The sequence below is a fragment of the Cupriavidus respiraculi genome, assembly GCF_914271545.1.
GTDB classification, from domain to species: Bacteria; Pseudomonadota; Gammaproteobacteria; order Burkholderiales; family Burkholderiaceae; genus Cupriavidus; species Cupriavidus respiraculi.
The window spans coordinates 473,870-495,108 of the sequence record NZ_CAJZAH010000001.1 but is presented as its reverse complement, the minus strand read 5'-3'; the positions used below and the strand labels follow the sequence as shown (position 1 = coordinate 495,108).

The window sequence follows — 21,239 nt, the reverse complement described above, 5'->3', positions numbered from 1 at the left end:
GGCGCATCCATGAGCATCCGCAACCTCGATCACTTGTTTGCCCCTGCGAGCGTGGCACTGATAGGCGCATCGGCCAAGCCACATAGCGTGGGCGCCACAGTTCTAGCCAACCTTCTGGCGGCCGGCTTTGCGGGGCCCCTGTATGCGGTGAACCCGAAGTACCGCGAGCTGGGCGATCTGCCTTGCCATGCCAGCGTCGCGGCGCTGCCGCAAACGCCGGATCTGGCGATCATCTGTACCCCGCCCGACACTGTGCCCGGATTGATCGCCGAGCTGGGCGATCGCGGCACGCGTGCCGCCATCGTGCTGACGGCCGGCCTTGGCCGCGTAGCGGACCGGCGCGGCAGGACAATACAGCAAGCCATGTTGCAGGCATCGCGGCCCTATCTGCTGCGTATCCTGGGGCCCAACTGCGTAGGTCTGCTCGTGCCGGGCATGGGCCTGAACGCGAGCTTCGCGAACGCCGCCGCGCTGCCCGGCTCGCTGGCGTTCGTCTCGCAATCCGGCGCGCTGGCCACGGCAGTGCTCGACTGGGCCCGTTCGCGGCAGATCGGCTTCTCGCATTTCGTCTCGCTGGGCGACAGCGCCGATGTCGATGCCGCCGACGTGATCGACTACCTGGCCGGGGATGCCGGGACGCACGCCATCCTGCTGTACCTGGAAGCCATCGCCAACGGCCGCAAGTTCATGTCCGCCGCGCGCGCCGCGGCGCGAAACAAGCCGGTCCTGATCGTCAAGTCCGGTCGGGTGGCGGAAGGCGCCAAGGCGGCGGCTTCCCACACCGGGGCGCTTGCGGGCGCCGACGATGTCTACGATGCGGCGATCCGGCGCGCCGGCATGCTGCGTGTCGGCACGACCGGCGAACTGTTCGACGCCGTCGAGACGCTGGCGCGGGCGCGCCCGCTGCAAGGCGAGCGCCTGGCCATCATGACGAATGGCGGCGGCGCCGGCGTGATGGCAACCGATGCGTTGATCCTGGGCGGCGGGGAGCTGGCGGCCTTCTCGGCAGCGACCCTGCGGCAGCTCGATGCCGGCTTGCCCGCCACGTGGTCGCACGGCAATCCGGCCGATATCGTTGGCGACGCGCCCACCGAACGCTATCTGCACACATTGAGGGTACTGGAGGCGGCGCCCGAGGCGGATGCCGTGTTGCTGATCCACGCTCCCACGGCAATCGTGCCCAGCGGCGATATCGCAGATGCGGTCGCGCAAGCGGCGAGCGGCAGTGCCCGCCCACTCTTTACCGCCTGGCTCGGCGGCGACGCCGTCGCTTCGGCACGCCAGCGGTGCCGCGAGGCCGGCATCCCGACCTACGACACGCCAGAGCAGGCGGTGCGCGGGTTCCTGCAAGCGGCGGAGTATCGGCGCAACCAGGCGTTGCTGACGCAGACTCCGCCGTCGGTGCCCGACGGCATCGCGCCGGACCGCGCTCGCGCCCTGGCGGTCGTCCGGGAGGCTCTGGCCGCGGGACACGCCATGCTCGGCGAGGCGCAGGCCAAGGAGGTACTCGCTGCCTACGGCATCCCTGTCGTGCAGACCCATGTCGCGGCGGATGCGGATGCGGCAGCCGTCGAGGCGAGCGTCCTCGGCTTTCCGGTAGCGCTCAAGATACTGTCGCCGGATATCACGCACAAATCGGACGTGGGCGGCGTGGCGATGGACCTCGCCTCCGCCGAACAGGTGCGCATCGCGGCGCAGCAGATGCAGGCCCGTGTCAAGCGCGAATCGCCGCGGGCGCGCCTTACGGGGTTCACGGTGCAACGCATGGCCGCGCGCGCCGGCGCATTCGAACTGATCATCGGGGTCGCGACCGATCCGGTGTTCGGACCGGTGCTGCTGTTCGGCCAGGGTGGCACGGCGGTGGAGCGTATTGCCGATCGAGCGATCGCGCTGCCGCCGCTCGACGACGTCCTTGCGCGCGACCTGGTCGGGCGCACGCGTATCTCCAGGCTGCTGACCGGCTACCGCCATCGGCCGGCCATCGACCATGGCGCGCTGCACGACGTGTTGATCCGGGTCTCTCAACTGGTCATCGATCTTGCCGAGATCGTCGAACTCGACATCAACCCGCTCATTGCGGACGAGCATGGGGTAGTGGCGCTCGACGCGCGTATCGCTGTGCGGCCGGCCACGGCGCCCGGGGCCGCGCGCCTGGCCATCCGGCCATATCCGAAGGAGCTGGAGGAAACGGTGATGTGGAACGGTCGCACGTTGCTGCTGCGGCCGGTCCGGCCGGACGACGAGGGGCGCTATCTGGCCTTCTTCGCGGCCCAGGCGCCCGAGGACATTCATCTTCGCTATTTCTGTGTCTTCCGCCAGCCGTCTCATGGGCAGCTTGCTCGCATGACGCAGATCGACTATGCCCGCGAAATGGGTTTCGTGGCAGTGGCCCTGGACCATGCCGGTACCTGGGAGATGCTTGGCGAGGCGCGAGCGGTGACGGATCCGGACAATATCCGCGCGGAATTCGCCGTGTCCGTCCGGTCGGACTGCAAGGGCAGGGGGCTGGGCCATCTGCTGCTGGACAAGGTCATCGCGTACTGCCGCGCGCAGGGCACCAGGGACCTGGTGGGAGCGACGCTGCCCGACAACGTCGCGATGATCCAGCTGGCCTCGGCATGCGGCTTCGCCGTGGACCGGCAGGCGCCGGGTGAGGAGGTCAGGCTTCATCGCTCGCTCTGACCGCGCGACCGGTGTCAAGCAACCCGATAGACCTGCCGGTACTCCGGCATCGTCACGGCCCAGCCCAGCTCCCGCTCGATGCGCTGGCGCAGCGCATCGCTGGCGTCCGGTTCGCCGTGCACGACAAATGTCCGCCGTGGCGGGCGGGCGAAGCCGGCCAGCCATGCCATCAGCTGATCGGCATCCGCATGCGCGGAGAGATTGTCGATCTGCGCGACGTCAGCGCGGATGTGCACCTCTTGCCCGTGCATGCGCAGTTGCCGCTGTCCGCCGGCGAGCGCAGCGCCTCGCGTGCCGGCGGCCTGAAAGCCGGATAGCAGGATGGTGCTGCGCGGATCGGGTCCATACGTCTCGATGTGATGGACCACCCGACCGCCAGCGGCCATGCCGCTCCCGGCGAGAATGATCTTGGGCGAGCGGTCGCGGTTCAGGGCGATGGATTCCTCCATGCTCCGCACGATCACCGGCAGGCTGCAGGCGGCCGCGCAAGTCGCGCGGTCGATGCGAAGTTCGTCCGGATGCAGGGCAAGCACCTCGGTGGCGTCCAGCGCCATCGGACTGTTCAGGTACACCGGCACCGGCGGCAACCGGCCCTGTTCCCGCAGCTGGTGCAGGCAGTACAGCAGCACCTGAGTGCGCCCCACCGCAAACGCGGGAATCACCAGGGTGCCGCCACGGCCGACGGTTCTCGCCACGACCTCCCCCAGTGCGTCGATCGGATCGATCGCAGGATGGCGCCGGTTGCCATATGTCGATTCCACGAGCAGGACGTCGGCCTGCCGGACAGGCTCCGGAGCCCGCATCAGCAGGTCGTTCTGGCGCCCGAGATCGCCTGAGAAGACGATGCGCTCGCCGTGCACGTGCAGCGTCACGATAGCCGAACCGACGATATGGCCTGCCCGGTGGAACTCGGCCTCGACGTCGGCCGCCACTGCCGTGCGTTCGCCGAAGTGCACCGGCGCTATGCGGCGCAGCGCCCGGGCGGCATCGGCGGTGTTGTAAAGGGGCAGCGGGGGCCGATGTCGCGAAAATCCCTTTCGTCCTGCGTACGCCGCATCCTCCTCCGCCAGATGCGCGCAGTCGGGCAGCAGGATGCCGCAAAGCTGCGCCGTACCCATCGTGCAATAGACCCGCCCGCGGAAGCCGTTGCGCACCAGCAGCGGCAGGTACCCGCTGTGATCGATATGGGCGTGCGTGAGGACCACGGCGTCCAGCGATGCCGGGTCGACCGGCAACGGCTCCCAGTTGCGCAACCGCAGACGCTTGTAGCCCTGGAACAGCCCGCAGTCGACCATCACCCTGGAGCGGCCGGTATCGAGCACGTATTTCGAGCCGGTGACGGTGTCGGTGGCTCCGAGGAACTGGACGTCCATGGCAGCGATCAGTGCGACATCAGCAACAGGATGGGAGCACTGCGCATCAACGTGCGGGTGGTGCCGCCCATCACCAGCTGCCGCACCCGCGAATGGCCGTAGCCGCCGCAGACGAGCAGATCGGCGTGCACAGCGTGCGCGGCATCCAGCAAGGCCGGCGCGATTTCGCCGGCCGTCTCCTCCAGCCGGACGCCAGCGATAACGCCGTGGCGCTCGAGATAGCGCTGCACTGCGGGCAGGGCGTCTTCGGCGATTTCATCGTAAGCGGCTCCGCGCTTGTGAACCGTCATGATGGTGACCTGCTCCGCTTGACGCAGCAGCGGCATGGCGTCGGCCATCGCGCGGGCCGCCTCCCGGCTGCCATCCCATGCCATGGCCACGCTCCCAAGAGCGAGACGGTGGACGTCGTGCGGTACCAGCAGGATGGGCCTTCCCGCTTCGAGCAGCACGTACTCTGCCGATTCGGCCATCAGAGCCGGCATGCCTTGATCGCCGTCGGGCTGGCCAAGGACCACGATATCGGCCGCGCGTGCCTCGTGCGCCAGCGCCCACCCGCTTTCCTCTTCCATCACGAGATGCGTGTAACCGATTGCCTGACCGGCCGCGGCCATGGCCGTATCGAAGGCCTGCTGCGCGGCGGCGCGCCGCGCCTCCATCTTGCGACGCGCCAATTCCGCGTACTTGCCCGCTTCGTCGCCAGCGCCGCGGAAGGGCTCCAGGCTCACGCCCAACGTAGTGAGCCCTACCACATGCCCGGCGAAACGCCTGGCGATGTCGGCTGCCACGTCGACCCGCGCCGCATATCCGCGGTCGCTTTCGAGATCGACCAGTATGGTGCTGAAGTCCATGGATACCTCCTCCTTGGGGCAAACCGGTCAATGGGAAAAGAGCACGGGTACGGTCATGGAGCGCAATAGCGTCCGGGTCACTCCACCAAGCACCTGCTCCCGAACGCGGCTGTGACCGTAGGCCCCGGCGACGATGAGATCCATGTTTTCGTCCGCAGCGAGCGACAGCAGGCGCTCGCCGACATCGCCGCCGTCCAGGTAGGCCAGCGGTATCGTGCCGGCCCTGATACCCTGGCGCTGGAGCCACTCCTGCGGATACCGTGCCATCGACGTTGGGCGGCCATCCGTGCGATGCGCGACGACGGCTGCGTCTGGCCTGGATTCCGCGCAGGACACCAGCATTACCGACTTGGCTTGCTGCAGAAGGGGCAGTGCATCATGAAGGGCGCGTGCGGCTTCGCGACTGCCGTTCCAGGCCACCAGCACACGAGTGCCCACCGTGGCGAACCAGCCGTGCGCCGGAATGACCAGCACGGGCCTGCCGCTGCCCATGATCATCGCCTCCACGAATCCCTTCGGCACGGCCATCTGCGCATCGCCCTGATCCTGCTGGCCCACTACCAGCAGATCGGCAAGGCGCGCCTCGCCCTCGGCGATAGCGAGCGGGTCGCCCGCGCACCTGTGCCATTGCGTGGCGATGGGAAGATGCTCTGTCTCGCCATTGAAGGCATGCCGCATCACCTCGGCATCTTCCTCCCGGTCTCTGCGAGCCTGTTCAGAGGCGTCGTGGCTCGTGCCATCGCGCGCAGGCGGAAGCGGGGGCTGCGCCAGCATGCCGATGAGCAGGGCATCGTGCCGCACGGCCAACTGGGCCGCGATCGCGAGTCGGTGGTATGCCTCCCGGCGGGCGTCCAGAAGCAGCATGATGGTGCGGTACGGCATGACGGCTCCCTGTTGCTCGAGGCGGTTTGCCCAAAAGTCTGCTGGCGGTTGACTTCACTGTAGGGAGAAGACGCGGCATGGCGCAAGCGTGGACGCCTTCTCCCTTGCGCTGGATCAAGGTCCACACTGCGTTCTTCCGCGCGAGTCGCCGCGCACAGCCGCTGTCGGAAGCCCACACACACACCTTGATGTGGGTCAAAGCGTCGAAGGCTCGATGGACTACGCTGCTGGCATCGCCGCATGTCGCAATCTCATCGGACCCTTCGGTTCGACAACGTAGCCGGCGCACGACCCAGGAGACGCCACCATGTACAGAAAAATTCTGCTTGCCGTCGATGGCAGCCTGTCCTCCGATCTGGCGCTCATCGAAGCGAGCACCCTGGCCAAAGCCATGGACAGCGACGTGATGGTCGTTTTCGTTGCTGACGATAGCGACGTCATGTTCGATGTGGGGTATTTCGATCCAGTGGAGTTGCGCCAAGCCATCGTCAGGTTTGGCCAGGATGCGCTGGCGTCCGCGGCCAGGCGACTGTCCGCCGATGGGGTGCGGCACGCCACCCGGCTGATCGAGAAGCCAGTGGCGCCGGGGCGGATCGCGGCCACCATCGTCAGCGAAGCCGATGCCGGCAATGCCGATTTGATCGTCCTTGGCACGCACGGACGCCGGGGCATACGGCGCATGGTGATGGGCAGCGTGGCAGAGGGCGTGCTGCGGCTGTCCCGCAAGCCCGTGCTGCTGGTCCGCAGCGAAATCGACGAATAGTCGGACACGGGCTGTCTGCAGGCACACCGACTCAATCAAGCCCGCGCAGGCTGCCGGGATCCGGCTGCGCTCCTGCGTGCCGTTGCGAGTTCATATGATTGCCAACACCACTACCCGGTTTCCCAACCGCGAATATGCGGCGGTAGACCTCGCAGCGGCGCTCATGGCCTATCGCGGACGCCATCCCCTGATCCGCGCGATCACCCCTGCGGGAGTAACGATCGGTCGCGTGGTTGCCGATTACCTGGACGGAGAACTTGATTTCGCGCCGGTCAAGCAGTTGACCCCGCAGGCGATGTGCTGCGGCGGCGTAGGCGTGATCGATGATCGCGGCAATACCTATATCGGTCGGCACGCGCTGGCCCCGTTGTCGCCCTGGGACATGCCCCCCGCGATGCGGCATGACCGCGACGCGCAGTTGGACCTGCTGCGCAGGCAGCGGGCCGTTCTCGCCGCCGGCAGCAACCCCGCCGACCCGCGGGGGAGGGTCGTCATCGTGGTGGACGACGGCCTGCTGCAGGGCGTTGCGATGGGCGCAGCGCTGGCGGCGGTGCGTCGGCGGCAGCCGGCGCAACTGCTCTGTGCCGTACCGGTCGCGAGCAAGGCGGCGCTCGACTTCGTGCGGCCGCTGGCCGACGATGTGATCTGCCTTGATGTCGCGGAGCGTCTGCATTGCCTGGGGGATCGTTATCAGCATCTCCCGCTGCCCGCCGACGACGCGGTCAGAGCGATGCTCATGGCCTCGCCGCCCGGTCCGACGGCAACGGTTGCCCTCCCGAGCGTGCCCGCGAGCAGCGTGGTCCTGCGAATTCCGTGTGGCGACACCGCCAACCTGCGCGGCGCGCTGGAAGCGCCCAGGGCCCCCATCGGCATCGCACTGATGGCTCATGCCGGGGGCGGGGCGGCGCTCACCGCGCGAGGTCAGTACATTGCCCGCAAGCTCCGTGCGGTGGGCATCGCGACGCTTCTTGTCGATCTGATGACGCCTGACGAAGAAAAGGAGCCGAGGGACGAAGCCTGTCAGGTGCGGCGCCTCGCACAGCGGCTGAGCGATGTGGTGACGTTTGTCCATTCGCACACTCCCTACGCGGATTTGCCGCTCGGCTGCATTGGCACTGGTATGGCGGCGGCAGCAGCGCTTCGCCAGGCCGCGGTCGATGCGAGCGGGCTTTGCACCGTAGTGAGTATCGCGGGCCGTCCTGACCGGGCCGGCGTGGAGTACTTGCGGCAAGTCCGGATGCCGACCTTGTTGATAGTTCCCGAGGGCGATCCCTTCGCGAGCCGGAATGAGCAGGCGCTGCACGAACTGGGTGGCCAGGCGGAATACCGTGTGCTCGAGGCGGAACGGTCGGCATTCAGCGAGCGGCCCGAGCTCCAGCGCGTCGCTGCGGTGTTGACCGAATGGCTGGGGCGGCATCTGTCGCCGCTCCCGTGCTCGACGCGGGCGACCATCCCGTCTCGCATGTCTTGCGCGGAATTGTCGCGAACCTGATCACGGCATGGGCACTTCGCCCGGAGCACGCACGAGCCGCCTTATCCCGCCGCCGTACCGCCACGGGCAGTTGCGCGCCCAGGCACCATCCGCCCATCCCAACGCTTCTCCAGTTCCATCACGGCGAACAAGGTGGCGGCCAGCAGCAGTAGCACGGACCATTCGGCGAGCGAGACCGGCGCCAGTTGCAGTGTCGCACTCAGGCCAGGGATGTAGAGTGCCGCTATGTGTAGAACCTGCGCTCCAAGTACCGTCAGCACCAGCAGCGGATTGGCGAGGAACCCCTGCCGAAAGATCGAGTGGCGCTCGGAGCGGCTGTTGAAGGTCTGGAAGTTCTCGAACAGCACGAACAGCAGCAGCAGGAGGTTGCGCGCCGCTTCCTCGGTGTAGCCGTGGCGGAGCAGCCAGTAGAAGACGGCGCAGCCGCCGACCCCCATTACCATCGTCGAGTGCAGGATGCGTCGTAGCATCACGCGGTCGAAGATTGGCTCGGCAGGCTTGCGCGGTGGAAGGCTCAACTCGTCGCCTTCCCCGCGCTCCGCGGCGAGCGCCACGTCCTGAATGCCGTTGGTGACGAGATTGAGCCACAGCAACTGGACCGGCAACAGCGGCATCGGCAGGCCTAGCGGCATGGCCAGCAGGAACAGCACGACTTCGGCCGCGCCAGTCGACACCAGCATGAAAATGACCTTGCGAATGTTCGCGTACGCCACGCGCCCTTCGCGGATGCCGTGGACGATAGACGCGAAGTTTTCGTCCGTAATGACGATATCCGCGCTCTCCTTGGCCACTTCAGTTCCTTTTCTACCCATTGCAACGCCGACATGCGCGTGCTTGAGCGCGGGGGCGTCATTGACGCCGTCGCCAGTGACCGCGACAAAGTGGCCGGTGCGTGCGAGCGAGAGCACGATCGCGAGCTTCTGGGAGGGATTGACGCGCGCATAGATGCGGGCCCGATCGGTCAGCCGGTCCAGGGCCGTGTCGCCTTTCTCCTCGGCGCGAGCGACGGCGTCGCCTGTCACCACCTGGTCCGATGAGAACACCAATCCCGCCTCGGCCGCGATGGCGCTTGCCGTCGCGGGGTCGTCCCCGGTCACCATCGCGACCTGAATGCCGGCATCGTGGCAAGCGCGTATCGCGGCCGGCACCTCGGGCCTCACGGGATCCTTCATGCCGACGAGGCCCAGGAAGGTGAGGTTGATCAGATGGCCGTGCCCATAGCCGGCTTCCGACACGGGGGCCATTTCGCCTTGGGCAAAGGCCAACACCCGAAGGCCCTGCGCGGCCAGCCTGTCCTTCTGGGCAAGCAGTTCGCCATGCCGGATCGGCACCGCGCCACCACCCATTTCCATCCGATCCGACATGGCGATCAGCGTCTCCGGCGCACCCTTGACGAAAATGCGGATTGCCCCTTCCGGTGAGACCTGCCCGGATTCGTGGAAGGACGCCGCATAGCGCAAATCGGGCTCGTACGGAATCCGGGCAGCAAGAGGATGACGTTCGCGCAGGTCCTCAGGCAGGGCCCCGCTGTTGATCGCCATCGTCAGCAGTGCCACATCGACGGTGTCGCCGATACCCTTCCAGACGGCACCGTCCTTGACCAGTTCGGCTTCGTTGGGCAGGGTGGCCGCCAGGACCAGTGAGGCCATGCGCTGCCGCGCCTCGTCGACATCGACGCCGTCGCCGAGCACCGTGGCGTCTTCGGGATCGTGTCCCACCTGGCAACGCAACGCCGTTCCGTCGGGCAGGCAAATGTCGGTCACCATCAGCGCGTTCATGGTGAGCGTGCCGGTCTTGTCCGTCGCAATCATCGTGCACGAGCCGAGCGACTCCACCGCCGACATCTTCCGGACGATGACGTTGGCGCGGGACATACGCCGCATGCCGATGGCCAGGGCAACGGAGATTGCCACGGGCAGTCCCTCCGGGATCGCGCTGACGGCCAACCCGACCGACATCATGAACAGGTCGCGCAAGTCCATCCCGCGCCAGAGTCCTACCGCGACCAGAAGTACCAACGCCACCCCCACGGAGAGAGCGATGGCGCGGGAGAACCGCGCCAACCGGATCATGAGGGGAGGCTGAGAGATCGACCCCTTGCCGATGTCCTTGGCGATGCGGCCGATTTCCGTGGCGGCGCCGGTGGCCACGACGACACCCTGGCCGCGCCCGCGCGTTACCACCGTCCCCGCATAAGCCAGGCAGCCATGCGCTTCGGCACACCTGTCCTCCGCATCCGTTGCGAACTTGTTGACGGGCAGCGATGCGCCTGTGAGCAGCGATTCGTCGCATTGCAGGTCTCCCGCCTCGACCAGCCTGATATCTGCTGGCACTCTGCCGCCGGCCTCGATCAGCACGAGGTCGCCCGGCACCAGATCGCGCGCGGCGATGAGGCGTTGCCGGTCATCGCGTATCACCAAGGCGTCCGGCTGCTCGAGGCGGCGCAGCGCGGCGGCGGCCTTGCCCGCCGAATACTCCTGGGCGGTGCCAACGATGCCATTGAGCAGCAGCACGGCACCGATAAAAATGGCGTCCTTCGCGTCGCTCAATGCCAGCGATACCAGCGCCGCGACCAGCAGGATATAGATGAGCGGACTGCGGAACTGGCGCAGGAAGACCGCCGCCAGGGAAGGCGGGGGCACTTGCGGCAGCGCATTGGGCCCGATCCTGGCGAGCAGCGCAGCGGCCTGGGCTGCGGTCAGTCCACGTTCGGTGGCGCCCGTTTTTGGGCGGGGGCGGTGCATGTCATCCGCGTCGTCCACCCCGGCTGTCATTCCTCCGCCTCGCTGCGCACCAGCAGCACGGGCTTACGCGCCTGTCGCAACACCCCTTCCGCGACGCTGCCAGTCACCAGCCGCCGCACGCCACGGCGGCCATGCGTGCCGAGCACGACCAGGTCGGCCCCGCACGAATCCGCCTCGGAGACGATGGTGTCGGCGATGCTGGCCGGCAACACCGCGCGCTCGATGAGGCGGACCTGGTGAGGTACGCCGGCATCGGCCAGCCGCCGGGCGGCCTCTTCCAGTGTTTGCTTGCCATAGGCCACGATGGCTTTCGATAGCCGCGCCGCCTCATCACTGCCGGTATCGAAGTAGGAGTCGACATTGTCGGCGACATGCAGGGCTTCCACGTCCGCGCCGCAAGCCTTGGCCACGGCGATAGCCTCTTGCGTGGCAAGGTCCGCGCAGGCGCTGCCGTCGACCGCGAGAAGTATCTTTCGGTACATGGCTGAGTTCCTTGTTACCGTACGGGAAGCTCCCCGCATGACATCATTGCCAGCTTAGAGCAGGCGGCGGGCATGATGTTGACCGGGATCAAGCCAACGGTGATGGCTCGCGCGGGTGCCCGCTGCGGGGCACGCAGGCGCGGGATCGGCTGCATCGGCCGCTGCCTGCCATGACGACCGGCGTTCTCGTGTCCAGTGTGGTCGGCCGGTCTGCCGCGAACCGCGCTGACGGGGAAAGGCCGAGGAGGCGACATGACGGACATCGTGACTGTGACGCTGAACCCCGCAGTGGACGTGTTTGCGGCGGTCGGTACCGTGGAACCCACCAGGAAGCTGCGATGCAGTTCTCCCGTCCGATATCCGGGCGGAGGTGGCGTCAATGTCGCGCGCGTCATTCGCAGATTAGGAGGCGACTGTATCGCGGTGTATCTGGCCGGCGGAGCAACCGGGAACCGGCTTACGTCCATGTTGGCCGAAGAGGCGGTGCCCTCCATGCCGATTGAGATCCGCGGCGAGACCCGCGAGAATTTCACGGTGCGGGAAGCTTCCAGCGGACGAGAGTTCCGCTTCGTACTGCCTGGACCCGAGGTGTCGCCCGAGGAAATCGCGGCGTGCGAGGGCAGAATTCGAACTGCCGCCGCGACTTGCCATTATCTGGTCCTCAGCGGCAGTCTTCCCGCCGGGGCGCCTGCTGACACTTGGGCAAGGATTGCAAGGGCGGCCGGCACGGCGCGGGCGCGCATCGTCCTGGATACGTCAGGCAGCGCGCTGGCTGCGGCATTGATCCTCGGTGCATGGCTGGTCAAGCCCAGCTTGAACGAGTTGAGCGAATTGGCTGGACGGGAGCTGAGCACGGAGCCGGAGTGCATCGATGCGGCCAGAGCCATCGTCAAGCGAGGTGCCGTCGAAATCGTGGCCCTGACGCTGGGCGAGCGCGGCGCGATCGTCGTCACTTCGAATCAGGTGCTGCGTGCGCCTGCGGTGCAGGTCAAGGTCCGGAGTGCCGTCGGCGCGCGCGACAGCTTCCTTGCCGGCTTCGTCCTGGCCATCAGTCAAGGCGAACCCATGGCAGAGGCGCTCAATGTTGCAATGGCAGCAGCTGCCGCCACCGTCAGCAGCGTCGGAAACGCGCTGTGTGAACGAAAGGAAGTGGAACGGCTATGTGAATCGCCAACACAGCGCCCCGCCGCAGCATGGCTGGCGCGCGACAGCACGCCCTGACGCAGATCCGAAGCCGGATTGCAGAGCGAATTTGCAGGGCCAAGGGAAGGCGGGGCCTCGACCCGCACCGCCTGTACTACCCCAAGGAATAGGAGAGTCAACATGGGCATGAGCATTGACTGGACTGCATTTACCCCATGGGCGTCGCTTGCCGGCGGAATGCTCATCGGCATCGCCGCCGGGATGTTGATCCTGTTGAATGGCCGCATCGCCGGCATCAGCGGCGTGCTGGGAGGACTGCTCCGGCCAGCGCGTGGCGACGTGTCGTGGCGTCTGGCCTTTATCGCGGGACTGCTGGGCGCGCCATTGGTCTACGCGCTCGCCACGGCGCTGCCGCGTCCGCAGATCGATGCCGGTTACGTGGAACTGGTACTTGCAGGCCTGCTCGTGGGGACAGGTACTCGGTATGGCTCCGGATGCACGAGCGGACACGGGGTATGCGGTGTCTCCCGGTTGTCGCCCCGTTCGCTGGTCGCCACGGCGGCGTTCATGGCTTCCGGCTTTGTCACTGTCTTTGTCGTGCGCCATATGATCGGCCTTTAGGGAGGGAACATGTCCGCCTTCTTCGCACTGCTGGCCGGCCTCGTCTTCGGCATCGGCCTGATCGTTTCCGGCATGGCCAATCCGGCCAAGGTGCTGGCCTTTCTCGACCTGGCAGGCCCCTGGGACCCGTCGCTGGCCTTCGTGATGGGGGGCGCCATTCTGGTGGGTGCCGTCGCGTTCGCCGTGGCACGCCGGCGCACCGTGTCGCTGCTCGGGTGGCAGATCCACTTGCCAACGGCTACCCAACTGGACCGGCGCCTAGTTGGTGGCAGTCTGCTGTTCGGTATCGGCTGGGGCATTGCCGGCTTCTGCCCGGGGCCGGCGCTCGTGGCACTCGGCATGGGCGAGCACAAAGCGATTGTGTTCGTCCTCGCCATGCTGGCCGGGATGGGGGTGTTCGAAGTGGCGGAACGAAGCCGGACGCGCGCCTGAGCACCGTTGAAAACGTGAGCGTCCTTGGGCTACGACAGGACGGTTCTATTTGGCCCCAAGGTGACATTACAACTTGGCTCCAACATCACTTGTCTAGGTGGTTTTCAAAGGTCTGCGCCCTGGCTACATTCAAATGTCAGTCCGATCGTGCTTTTTTTGTCGGTGGGCGTGATACGTAAGGCAGTCCAGCTGGCCGATCTTGATGCCGTCTCAACAGGGTGGGGCGGCCGACCCCGCGATGGCCCTGTCCAGATCCAGCCGATTGATCTGCCGCTTGCGCTTGGCCCCCGGCGTGGGCTTCATCGCAGTTGCCGCCCCCCCATGGAGCGTCCTGGACGGCCCCGCCGTCTGCCGATCCTCGCGCAACGCCTGCACCCGCGCCGCGATCTCCAGCACGTGCCCCAGCCGCTTGTGCTCCACGATGTCCGCCTGCCGGATCGTCTCGCGCGGATCGAACACGCTGTAGGGCAGGGCAGCGCCATCGGCCCATAACTCGATCCGCCCATCCGGGTATTCGGCCACCTCGATGGTCCGGCGGATCAGCTTGCGGTGTGCCACGCAGTCCTGCAGCAGGTACACGACCTTGTCGTACTGCAAGGTCAGGTTCTGCGACACCTTGCGCCATTCGCGCCAGGTAAAAATCCGGCGCAGATCCTCGTCCGCACGCACCGGCCGGTGCGCATCGAAGTCGCTGCGCGGCACCTTGGCAAAGCGGGCGTTAAAGTCGGCGATGAAGGCCGGCGCATAGGCATTGGCTGCCGCCGGCGTGTCGATCCCGCGCAGCCGCAGCTCCTTGACCAGCCGGTCCTGCAGCGTGCCATTCATTCGCTCCACGCGCCCCTTGGCCTGGCTGGAATTGGCGCACAGGATGTCGATGTTCAACTCGAACAGCGCCCGCCCAAACTGCGTATAACCGCGCCCGTCCGGCCCATCCTTCGCGTTGACCGGAACACGCCCGCCTTGTCGCTGTAGAAGGCCACCGGCTTGCCGTGCTGCTCGATATACGAGCGCGTCGCGGCAAAGTACGAGAAGGTCGACTCGGTCGGCACGAACCGCAGTTGCATCAGCTGCCCGGTCGCATCGTCGACGTAGACGAGCAGCGTGCTGACCGGCCCTCGGTCCTCGAACCAGCGGTGGTCGCTGCCATCGATCTGGATCAGCTCGCCCAGGCAGGCGCGCCGGTGCCGCGGCTGGTGGACTTTGGGTGGGCGCAGCTTGCGTGGCACCCAGAAGCCGGCGTCGATCATGATCCGGCGGACACAGGCAGGCGACATCTCGACACCATGACGCTCGCGCAGCTTCTCGCAAGCCAGCGTCGGGCCGAAGTCCGCATAGCTGTCGCGTATCAGCCCACGCACGCGCGACTCCAGACCCGGCGGCAACTGCCGATGGCCAGGCTGACCCCATTTGCGGGAGACCAGGCCTTGCGGGCCGTCCCGTCGATATCGCAGCACCAGTCGCTCGACGTGGCGCCTGGAGACGCCAAGCTTCTCCGCGGCACGCCAGACCATCAAGCCGTCGTCTACAACGGCCTGAATGACCTTGCACCGGTCCAGCTCACGCATGCTCATGGTGATGGTGTCGGCTCGTCCCATGATCGCGCTCCTGGCTTGGCGGCAAGGCGGCCAGCTTGGCATCATTCGGGTAGAGCACTACGACATTTGAATTGATCTCAAGTACGACATTAGAAAAAATGGCCAACATCACTGCTGCCGATAATGAATCTTATGTTAAGTACAGGGTGCCCCTGGAAACGCAATATCGTTTGGATGCAGTCGAAAGACGCAAAACTATGTTTGATCGCGACGTAAATACGTGTCCGAATGCTCTTCGGCTCATACGCGCCAAAACAAACATACTTTTTCATTTGCATCCCTTACTGCCCACAGTTTTGTTATCGGCCGAATGCCTTCGACCCGTGCGATGATGTCCAACGCATACGTGCCGCAGGAGTTTACATGGCCGCTCAAGAAGATGGGCTAAGCATCTCACCGTTTCCTTCTTCCCTGAGGGATCTCCGAACTCTATGCCAACCAGGGCATCCTTGCGATCCCGTCGATCGCGCTTTACATGATGGCGCGTATCAGGAGCTGGGGACTGTACTGCAGTGGCTGTCTGGATTTGCTACCCATGCTACGGAGCGTGCCTATGAGAAGGAAGTCCATAGGTTTTACTGCTGGGCGCTCTTCATCGATCGAAAGCTGTTGGCCGAAATCACCCCGTCAGACCTAGACTTCTATGATGCATTTCTCCGGGATCCTCCAGACTCCTGGTGCGGAATGCGCAATCGGCGTCGTACTGCCGGAGATTGGCGGCCGTTCGAGGGAGCTTTGTCGGACGCGAGCTGCTCATTCGCATTTCGCGTCTTGGAAAGTTTATTTTCGTTTCTGGTCGATTTCCGGCACATCCAATATAACCTCTTCCGCGAGCGACGAATCCGTCGGAAGAAAAGTGCCATGGGATCCACAAAGCCCTCGAGATCCCTGCCCCTTTTGTCGTTTGTTCGATTACTCCGAGAGCTCGAGTTAGAGTGCGAGAAGTTTCCAGTCGGACATCCAGCGCATGACGAGGCCGAGCGGATGCTCTTCGTAATTCGGTTCATGGGAAACACTGGCATCCGCGGGGAGGAGTTGGCCTGTATCCGCCTGTCCGATTTGTTTTGCTACAAGTCACCAAGCTCCGGAGATGAAACGTGGTCGCTTTCTTTAAGGAACGCGAGCGGGCAGCAGGCAAGGAAGATTGTCCTGAATCCTTCGGCCAAGTATGCCATTTACAGATACTTGGCGGCACGTGGTATCCACATTCCTCCTCCTCCGTCAGCAACGCCCTTGGTATCCCGGCTCCACGGAGACGAGCAAGCTGTTCCTTTAGGCCGGGACTCAATCTATGGAATAGTAAAAAACGCCGTGAACCTCGTTGCCGACAGGATCGAACACAAAAATCCGGATGAAGCTGCCCGTTTTAGGAAGGCAACTCCCCATTGGTTGAGGGTCACGTATCGTCGAATGAACGTAGATTCTCGGCAAAATGTCTACGCAATCCCAAGGATGAGTGCTTAGCTTACGGCATATCGGCACCGCTGCACCCGCCCAGGGCACCACCATTCGGCATATGGATACGCGAATAGTCTCGGCATCGTTGTCACTGGCTGGGTTACCGGCTATACGAGCCTGTGGAGTGTTGTGCCGCCGCCAACTAGCGCTGAATCTGAAAATCCTCTAACTGCTATTTCTCGTTCACACATCGCGCCACGCTCGAGTGCTCAGGTTCGCCTTCAGCGCAATTCTGAGCCATAGAGACGAACAAAAGCCCGCTTGCGCGGGCTTTTGGCGGCCACCAATGAGACATTGGGGTGGCCTCGTAGGCTAGGCCTGCTTCCATTATGCCATCGCGAAGCAGGGCTTCATCTATCTCGCAGACGGGGGCAGATTCCAACTGCCGCCGATAGCCTGAAGATGGGCCGCACTGCCAAGGCAGCCAATTGCCTGGCGGTCACGGCAAAGCGTCGGTGGACGCGAGCAGAACGCTTATGATTGACTACTAGCCACGCATTGCTGCCACGATATCAGCGGATTGCCAAATGCACGTGCGTCATTCATGCGCAACGTATAGGTGATGCGACGAAAGCTGGCCTGCCCTGCCCTACGCGTTGACCCGTCGCCGTCCTATTAGCTTGCCGTTGCCGGTGACACCGTGACGTTTGTGAGCGCTTTCGCATTTGGCTGATGAACGACGAAGCCGGTTCTGCAATAGAGCGCTCCGATCGCGGGCGGCTCTATCGCGCCGCCCTCCCCGGCCAATGCAATTCCCGTTTCTAAGCCATGCTCCAGCACGTTGAGAAATTCAGCCTTGTCTTCCCTGGGAATCTCTCGTGTAGCGGGATACGGCGAGGTATAAGCAAACAACATGTCCGCTACTTGCCGCAACCATCGGGCAAAGCCCTCGCGCATTCCTGTGACGTTATCCTTTCTGCGAAACAAGCCATTGGCGATAAATTTCACGAACTCTACAACTGCGCCGTACTGCATGGACACGTTTGGCATTCCTTGAATCAGGTCGCGCGCTAGGCCGATCGCGTACCGGCGATTGAGCGCGGTTGCGAGGTGGGTGGCAACAAATTCAAGCGTCCGCGCCGCCATCTGCGGCTGCTGGAGTCCCCAAAAGACGTCATCTGCATGAAGGGCGAAAACGGTGCGATTGTGCAGCGCCGAGTTGAGGGCGAACTCTGCGTGATCACCACGTGAGATCTTGCCGTCCTGCAAGCCCTTCATCGCCACGAGATAGGGGAACACACCCTTGATACCAAACACTCCATAGACCCAGTTCCTAAGGCGTTCATCCACCGAGAACAAGGCTGCCCCCTTTTCGAGGCACAACGCGAGCGCGTCATAGGTATCTGTATCGAGAAGATCCTTTAGAAGGATGAGTTCGTGAGGCATTTGCTCCGGCCCATACACCGGGCAAACTTCGCAGTGTTCGTCCATTAGCCTCAATGCTTCGGTATATTGGCTTGCCTTCCACTTGCGAGCCTCTTCCGTGATAGGCAAGAATGCGAACTGCCCATCTATATCGGCCGCATGTCCCTCTGCGCGAGAATCCAACGCCTCGACTTCCGCTTGTTTGAATCGATCGTAGGTCCCCCGGCAAACATACACCCGTGGCAACACTGAGAGAAGATCACCCTGTCCAAAGCGGACAAGTTCAGCCAGCGTGAGCGCGTCCATCACAACGGGGAACGATTGGTCGAGCAACAATGCACTTGCGGCCTCAAGCTCTGGCGCTGTGGTGACACCACTTGCGAGCGGAGGGTTGCGCTGGTCCCAACTGAAGACCATTTGCATGCCGTCGGCGCCGAGCATTTGCGCACACAAGCCAAGCGGAAGCTTGCTCTCGGCGTATTGCTCCATTACCGATTTGCTACGTTGCGTTTGCGCCTTGAGTCGGTCATGGATGGGCGAGACATCCAGGTTCCCATCCTCTTTCTCGGTCAGGCTGAAGAGCTGCAGACCAGGCGCGGGTTCTAGCGATTTCGACAAGAGTTCGTGCGCGTACTCGCCCAGTCCTTGATGAGCATCACTGATCTCACGAATCGTGAAATTGCGAACATCGAACGTTCCCTCGATGTCAACGGTGTCGCCGCATGCCAGTCCTAGCATCGTTTTCGCCAGCGGGCTGTCCGCAGCAAGGAATCTCGCAGATTTCGGCAGATCCGTCATGCCTGCAGGATCGATCACGATTTTTACGATGCTCCTGTCCGCGCCCTCAAGCGTCACCATGGAGCCAGGCCTCACCTCCGGAAAGTGTGTTCTACCGTGTCTGGCTCGGTGACCGATCAAAACTCCCATTAGATAGGAGGAGGCGGCACTGACGTCGTCCATGTTCGAGCGGAACATGCGATAAAGCCGCGCGTACCCGACCTCTGGCTTGCCATACTGCAACTCTGCCGCCGCCAAGTGCGCGATCTGCTTCAGGGTCCCCGTAAGACGCTCGGGCGCCTCGCTGAAGGCGTTTCGGATTTGTGCGGGTGGTCTGGTATGAAGAACAACTTGGTACCAAAAGACCCATGCTTCCGCCCGCTCTGGATGGGCCTCGCGATGCAGTCTCGCAAGCAGTTCGAGCTGGCTCCAGTCATTGGCTTCTTGTGCGACGCCCATCGCTAGGCGGCGGAAGGCGTCATCTGAAAGCCATTCGGGTGGCACTTTTTCCAGGAGGTCTTTTGACTTTCGCCGGTACCCACCAAACAATAGGGCACGCAGTCGTCGCGTCTGAATTGGTAGGCTGCGGCCGCTGGGGTCCACCGACTCCAAGAGGCCGACGGCGTCGGAGAACTGATCGGCGCGAATCAAAATATCCGCGACGATCAGACGCTCGCGCGAACTCGAATGGGTGGAGACTCGCTTCTTTATGACCTCGACAAACCGGAGCGCTTCGCTGTCACGGCCGGCATTGAGCATCAGCCCCGCAAAGGCGCTGAGTGTAATCAGATCAAGGCCATCAGCGGGCGTCTCACTGACTTCCTTGACCACCTTTTCGGATTGGCCGGAGTTGCACGCGCACACCATTTCAAGCAGCTTGACAACCGGTTTCTCGTCCGGCGCATGCTCGCGCAATGCGTGAGTGATGCGAGCAAATGCCTCGGACTCGCCTCGGTTTGCGGCCGTTTCGGCCGCAAGGAGCAATCCGTCTTCGTCCAGCGCATTGAGGTGGGCTATGGAAAATTTAACAAGATCCTCGTGCCGGCGGAGGAAGAGCAAGGATCCGATGTGTAGGGCGGCCACGTTATCGGCATACTCAGGAATTTCCGTTTCGATTCGCTCGCATATGGCGAGCGCCACGCCAGGCTTGCCGGTTAGCATGTGGGCAAGCGCCACGTGCGAGGCAGCTTCGGCCCTGTGCTGGCTATTTTCGATCCGCCATAGTTCTGTTGCCGCAGGCTCGAACGCGGCGATTACCTCATCGAGACCCTCACGCAAATCTTCGGCGTAGGCGTCGAAGTCCGCGGAAATCCCGTCCTTTCCTGCGACGCTAACGATGATGCCTGCGGCCCCTTTGCGGGTGAAAAGGCCTGCATCCTTTGCGCGTAAAGCTCGCCGTGCGTAGGTTACCGCCAAGTCGCTCTGTTGCCGATAAAAGGCGTAGGCCATCATTTGCAGCGCATCTGCTTCTTCTCTGAAGCGCGCCGGCAATTCGGCTTCCGTCAAGTCCTCGTTCTCGCAGATTCGAGCATTGGTAGCCGCTAGCCAAACATGGAGCGAAAGCGGGAATAGGCCTAGCAGGCGTGCCCCTTCAGCGTTGGCAAGCTTGAGGTCTCCCTGGATGATATGCGCTCGGATTTTGTTAGCGGCGATGCGCTCGTCATCCCAAAACAGGTCATAGGCACGTAGAAACCACTCAGCAGCGACCTCCTCACGATTCTGTTGCCAGTGTGCAATGCCATTCTGAAGAGTCCAGCGCGCCTTCTGATGTCTGTCGAAGCTCGCGATCTCGGTTTCGAGAGTGGCAAGCAACTCCTGCGCAGCCTGAAATTTCAGGCCGCGCAGCAGGTCGTTCACCTTGTCAAGCTGCCTCGTCACAAGCCCATTCGGTGAATCTGTCCGACCTGTAGGCAACATCTGCAATAGTGCCGCCTTGAATGTTGCTTCCATCGTCGCAGGCATGGCAGCGATCTGCGCCCCAGTCCTTTCTCCCTGCTCACGTAGCACCGCAATGGCACCGCCCGCGCTGTTTGGGGAGTATTTCGGATGCAATGCGTCGTATCGTTGGATGTGGTTGCATATCTCGGTCCACGATTCCACTTCGACCAAGAATTGGCCATTGGCCTGCCGAAGGTCGCTGACTTCCTGTGCGTGCTTGACGAGCGCCGTGTCGCTTGCAGCTGTCGTGGCAATTATGAGACGGACAATCTTCCAACCCGCCGCGTCGGCCGCGGCAACCTCATCATCAATTGTCTTGGTGGTCACCCCGCCATCGACATACCGCTTGCACTGGATGCCAATTCGACCGGCTCTTGATGTAACGAAAATGTCTACACCGCCCTGCTTCTGCCCTGATCTGCCGTTCCTCTTTGGAGTCGGATCGTCGAACACGACACCGTAGACATCCGTGCACATGTTTTCGAAGCTGTCAGCATTCGTTGGCTTTGAGATCTCGATCTCGAACGCGCGCATTCTGTAGGCCTTTCTAGTTCTGTGTCGACGGATGACCCTTGCAACCATTCCGCGGTCATTGCTTCCCCGCATTCTGCCAACAGGTCCCAGCGACTCCCCTTCCCTTCGCC

General features: G+C 63.7%; 12 protein-coding genes and 1 pseudogene. 6 read left to right on the top strand and 7 right to left on the bottom strand.

Annotated elements, in window-relative coordinates:
• Nucleotides 1–9 precede the first annotated feature (9 nt).
• Nucleotides 10–2,682 carry a bifunctional acetate--CoA ligase family protein/GNAT family N-acetyltransferase gene (locus LDO27_RS02130; RefSeq protein WP_224039318.1) on the top strand — a complete coding sequence of 891 codons (2,673 nt, stop codon included), beginning with the start codon at nt 10–12 and terminating at the stop codon, nt 2,680–2,682.
• A 14-nt stretch (nt 2,683–2,696) separates the two neighbouring features.
• Here the strand turns inward: LDO27_RS02130 and LDO27_RS02125 are convergent, their stop codons facing one another.
• Genes LDO27_RS02125 through LDO27_RS02115 form a run of 3 tightly spaced genes read right to left on the bottom strand, consistent with a single transcriptional unit; the run spans nt 2,697 to nt 5,785 of the window.
• Nucleotides 2,697–4,055: an MBL fold metallo-hydrolase RNA specificity domain-containing protein gene (locus LDO27_RS02125; protein ID WP_224039316.1), complete on the bottom strand. Its 1,359-nt coding sequence runs from the start codon at nt 4,053–4,055 to the stop codon at nt 2,697–2,699.
• A gap of 8 nt (nt 4,056–4,063) precedes the next feature.
• Nucleotides 4,064–4,903: a universal stress protein gene (locus LDO27_RS02120; protein ID WP_224039314.1), complete on the bottom strand. Its 840-nt coding sequence runs from the start codon at nt 4,901–4,903 to the stop codon at nt 4,064–4,066.
• Nucleotides 4,904–4,930: 27 nt separating this feature from the next.
• Nucleotides 4,931–5,785 carry a universal stress protein gene (locus tag LDO27_RS02115; RefSeq protein ID WP_224039312.1) on the bottom strand — a complete coding sequence of 285 codons (855 nt, stop codon included), beginning with the start codon at nt 5,783–5,785 and terminating at the stop codon, nt 4,931–4,933.
• Between the two features lie 307 nt (nt 5,786–6,092).
• Here LDO27_RS02115 and LDO27_RS02110 point away from each other — a divergent pair, with 307 nt between their 5' ends.
• On the top strand, nt 6,093–6,548 hold the full coding sequence (locus LDO27_RS02110; protein WP_224039310.1) for a universal stress protein: 456 nt from the start codon (nt 6,093–6,095) through the stop codon (nt 6,546–6,548).
• A 94-nt stretch (nt 6,549–6,642) separates the two neighbouring features.
• Complete coding sequence (locus tag LDO27_RS02105) at nt 6,643–8,040, top strand: phosphoribosyltransferase family protein (RefSeq protein ID WP_224039308.1); 1,398 nt, start codon at nt 6,643–6,645, stop codon at nt 8,038–8,040.
• Between the two features lie 41 nt (nt 8,041–8,081).
• Here LDO27_RS02105 and LDO27_RS02100 read toward each other — a convergent pair whose 3' ends face one another.
• Together LDO27_RS02100 and LDO27_RS02095 are read right to left on the bottom strand one after the other, a co-directional pair.
• A complete protein-coding gene (locus tag LDO27_RS02100; protein WP_224039306.1) occupies nt 8,082–10,814 on the bottom strand; it encodes a cation-translocating P-type ATPase in 2,733 nt (910 codons plus the stop codon).
• Nucleotides 10,811–11,266, bottom strand: coding sequence for a universal stress protein (locus LDO27_RS02095; protein ID WP_224039305.1), 456 nt, complete (start codon nt 11,264–11,266; stop codon nt 10,811–10,813). The genes LDO27_RS02100 and LDO27_RS02095 overlap by 4 nt, the downstream gene beginning before the upstream one ends.
• 252 nt (nt 11,267–11,518) lie before the next feature.
• Here LDO27_RS02095 and LDO27_RS02090 point away from each other — a divergent pair, with 252 nt between their 5' ends.
• The 3 genes from LDO27_RS02090 to LDO27_RS02080 all read left to right on the top strand — a co-directional run bounded on the left by LDO27_RS02090 (nt 11,519) and on the right by LDO27_RS02080 (nt 13,462).
• Nucleotides 11,519–12,487: a 1-phosphofructokinase family hexose kinase gene (locus LDO27_RS02090; RefSeq protein WP_224039304.1), complete on the top strand. Its 969-nt coding sequence runs from the start codon at nt 11,519–11,521 to the stop codon at nt 12,485–12,487.
• 108 nt (nt 12,488–12,595) lie between these two features.
• Complete coding sequence (locus LDO27_RS02085; RefSeq protein WP_224040761.1) at nt 12,596–13,030, top strand: YeeE/YedE family protein; 435 nt, start codon at nt 12,596–12,598, stop codon at nt 13,028–13,030.
• A gap of 9 nt (nt 13,031–13,039) precedes the next feature.
• Complete coding sequence (locus LDO27_RS02080) at nt 13,040–13,462, top strand: YeeE/YedE family protein (protein ID WP_224039303.1); 423 nt, start codon at nt 13,040–13,042, stop codon at nt 13,460–13,462.
• 210 nt (nt 13,463–13,672) lie between these two features.
• Here the strand turns inward: LDO27_RS02080 and LDO27_RS02075 are convergent.
• Together LDO27_RS02075 and LDO27_RS02070 are read right to left on the bottom strand one after the other, a co-directional pair.
• Nucleotides 13,673–15,057 (bottom strand): annotated as a pseudogene (locus LDO27_RS02075) (ISNCY family transposase).
• Between the two features lie 2,073 nt (nt 15,058–17,130).
• Nucleotides 17,131–21,129 (bottom strand): PIN domain-containing protein, encoded by a 3,999-nt coding sequence (locus LDO27_RS02070; RefSeq protein WP_043355224.1) that lies wholly within the window; start codon nt 21,127–21,129, stop codon nt 17,131–17,133.
• Nucleotides 21,130–21,239 lie beyond the last annotated feature (110 nt).

What these genes read in the sequence shown, in the direction of transcription:
- LDO27_RS02130 (WP_224039318.1), top strand. Translation starts at nt 10, where the DNA reads ATGAGCATCCGCAACCTCGATCACTTGTTTGCCCCTGCGAGCGTGGCA.
- LDO27_RS02125 (WP_224039316.1), bottom strand. Translation starts at nt 4,055, where the DNA reads ATGGACGTCCAGTTCCTCGGAGCCACCGACACCGTCACCGGCTCGAAA.
- LDO27_RS02120 (WP_224039314.1), bottom strand. Translation starts at nt 4,903, where the DNA reads ATGGACTTCAGCACCATACTGGTCGATCTCGAAAGCGACCGCGGATAT.
- LDO27_RS02115 (WP_224039312.1), bottom strand. Translation starts at nt 5,785, where the DNA reads ATGCCGTACCGCACCATCATGCTGCTTCTGGACGCCCGCCGGGAGGCA.
- LDO27_RS02110 (WP_224039310.1), top strand. Translation starts at nt 6,093, where the DNA reads ATGTACAGAAAAATTCTGCTTGCCGTCGATGGCAGCCTGTCCTCCGAT.
- LDO27_RS02105 (WP_224039308.1), top strand. Translation starts at nt 6,643, where the DNA reads ATGATTGCCAACACCACTACCCGGTTTCCCAACCGCGAATATGCGGCG.
- LDO27_RS02100 (WP_224039306.1), bottom strand. Translation starts at nt 10,814, where the DNA reads ATGACAGCCGGGGTGGACGACGCGGATGACATGCACCGCCCCCGCCCA.
- LDO27_RS02095 (WP_224039305.1), bottom strand. Translation starts at nt 11,266, where the DNA reads ATGTACCGAAAGATACTTCTCGCGGTCGACGGCAGCGCCTGCGCGGAC.
- LDO27_RS02090 (WP_224039304.1), top strand. Translation starts at nt 11,519, where the DNA reads ATGACGGACATCGTGACTGTGACGCTGAACCCCGCAGTGGACGTGTTT.
- LDO27_RS02085 (WP_224040761.1), top strand. Translation starts at nt 12,596, where the DNA reads ATGAGCATTGACTGGACTGCATTTACCCCATGGGCGTCGCTTGCCGGC.
- LDO27_RS02080 (WP_224039303.1), top strand. Translation starts at nt 13,040, where the DNA reads ATGTCCGCCTTCTTCGCACTGCTGGCCGGCCTCGTCTTCGGCATCGGC.
- LDO27_RS02070 (WP_043355224.1), bottom strand. Translation starts at nt 21,129, where the DNA reads ATGCGCGCGTTCGAGATCGAGATCTCAAAGCCAACGAATGCTGACAGC.